Annotated in this window: 2 protein-coding genes; both read right to left on the bottom strand. The window is 30.0% G+C overall.

Annotated features, from left to right (window positions below):
• Window positions 1-252: 252 nt before the first annotated feature.
• On the bottom strand, window positions 253-846 hold the full coding sequence (locus VDP25_RS17530; protein ID WP_334471923.1) for a hypothetical protein: 594 nt from the start codon (window positions 844-846) through the stop codon (window positions 253-255).
• A 158-nt stretch (window positions 847-1,004) separates the two neighbouring features.
• The gene (locus VDP25_RS17525) at window positions 1,005-1,802 is read right to left on the bottom strand and encodes a hypothetical protein (protein ID WP_334471921.1); all 798 of its coding nucleotides are present in this window, start codon (window positions 1,800-1,802) and stop codon (window positions 1,005-1,007) included.
• Window positions 1,803-1,921 lie beyond the last annotated feature (119 nt).

Raw genomic sequence — 1,921 nt, 5'->3', positions numbered from 1 at the left:
ATCATTTTTATAGTCAACAACAAAATCCAAGAATTCATTTTGAGAAAAACCAAATAGAGGAAGTACAATTGCTAAAATCAAAAATGTTCTTTGGGTTTTCTTCATAATTATTGCCAACGTGTTTGTGTATGGTTAGTTGCGTGGTTTAAGCACTAAAGTTAGCAAATAAAAACCGAATAGAAAATCCGCGAGGATTTTCGTAAGTAGGCTAGAATCTAGCAATTAATTATACACGGTGTTGTAAAACGTTTTTTAATCAAATTTCATTTCAAATATAACATAGTGTTTTATTCCAAATTCTTTTCCCCAATTTTCTATATCCTTTCCACTATCTTCGACTGCGCACCAATATTTATAATCTCCTTTTTCATAAGGTAGCATATAGGTAAAGGCGTAAAAGTTTTTACCATATTCAATACTTTCGCTAATTCCAGTATCTCTCAAACTATAGTCGTCCGACATTATTGCGTCATATTTTTTGTTAATTCCGAATTTTGGGAATCGGAACCACAATTTCAATTTCGGTTCAAATGTTCGTTTAGCAATAACTTTTAATTTTAGAGTATCTGATTTAGATTCAGATGTTTTCGGATATTTTGAAGTGTCAATTATAGTGTCGGTACTTTTTAATTTACCATCCCATATTTCTTTAGCTATCAGTACATAATTTTTTTCAGAGATGTCTTTTCCAATAAACTTTACTTTATAAAAATCAATATTCTCAAATTGAAGTAAATCAGACGTATCTTGATTTTCAGACGAATATTCTGTTGACATTTTTACATCCTGACTATAAGTCAAACTCGTAAGAAAAAGTAAAATCAGAAAGGGTTTAATTCTATTCATATGGTTTTTTTAAATGTTTTACAACGGTTTTGTGTATGTTTCAGTTGCGTGGTTTAAGCACTAACTTAGCAAATAATCACTAAATGGAAAATCCGCGAGGATTTTCCAAAGTAGTCTAGAAGCTAGCAATTGAATATACACGTTGTTGCCCACAGTTTTTATTCTTTTTTCCATTCAAATATTTTCCTTCCACGTACTTTAAAATCAGATTCACTTAATACTCTTCCCAATCTTATTATCTCGATAATCGAATCGTTTTTATCGTACTTGTATTCGTCTATAAACTCAACAAACTCGTTAGGATTTGTTCCTTGATTAAAAGAACTATCTATTTCTCTTAAGAGTTTACCTTTTTCGTTATACTCAAATTTTGTTTTCATTCTATGATTACCACTAAAAATCCAATTCTCAATTATTAGTCGATTTAATGAATCGTATTCAAATTCAGAAACTCTTGATTTCTCATTTCCCTCAATTTTGGTTCTTTTTTTTAAGACTCCATTTTTAAATTCCTGCGTTATTTTTCTGTAGTTAGTTTTAGTCTCGATTAGATTGTCATCGGAATCGTATTTGAATGATTTAATTGTGTCAATTTTCTCGCGATTTTCTGTTATGTAAGATAATAGCCCATTTTTGTTATAAAGGTAATTTTGCGTGTCAATTTTAGCTGTTCCTTTTCCCTCTCTTTTATAGATTGACTTTATTTTTTCAATTCCATTCTCATTGTAATAATAGAATTCCCAATTATTACTATTTATTAGACGGTTTTTAGAATCGTAAGCCTTAAACGATTTTCTGTTGAAGTATATTGAATCGGATTTATTGATTCTTTTTTCGGTTGTCCAAATTCGGTAGCTTTCTTTAGCTTTAAATTCTGCAATCAGTTTATCTTCTTCTAAATTCCCGCAAGAAATTAAAATCAGGTTTAAAAATGTTATAGTTAGCAGTTTTTTCAAATTGTGGGCAACGGTTTTGTGTATGATTAGTTGCGTGTTTAAGCACCTAATTTAGCAAACTTTTACGAACCCGTGAAAATTCCGCAGGAATTTTCGCAAGTAAGCAGAAAAAAGCAATT

The organism is Winogradskyella sp. ECml5-4, assembly GCF_036903175.1.
Classification (GTDB): Bacteria; Bacteroidota; Bacteroidia; order Flavobacteriales; family Flavobacteriaceae; genus Winogradskyella; species Winogradskyella damuponensis.
Note: the sequence above shows the minus strand (reverse complement) of the source record. Positions and strands in the feature narration are given on the sequence as shown.

What these genes read in the sequence shown, in the direction of transcription:
- VDP25_RS17530 (WP_334471923.1), bottom strand. Translation starts at nt 846, where the DNA reads ATGAATAGAATTAAACCCTTTCTGATTTTACTTTTTCTTACGAGTTTG.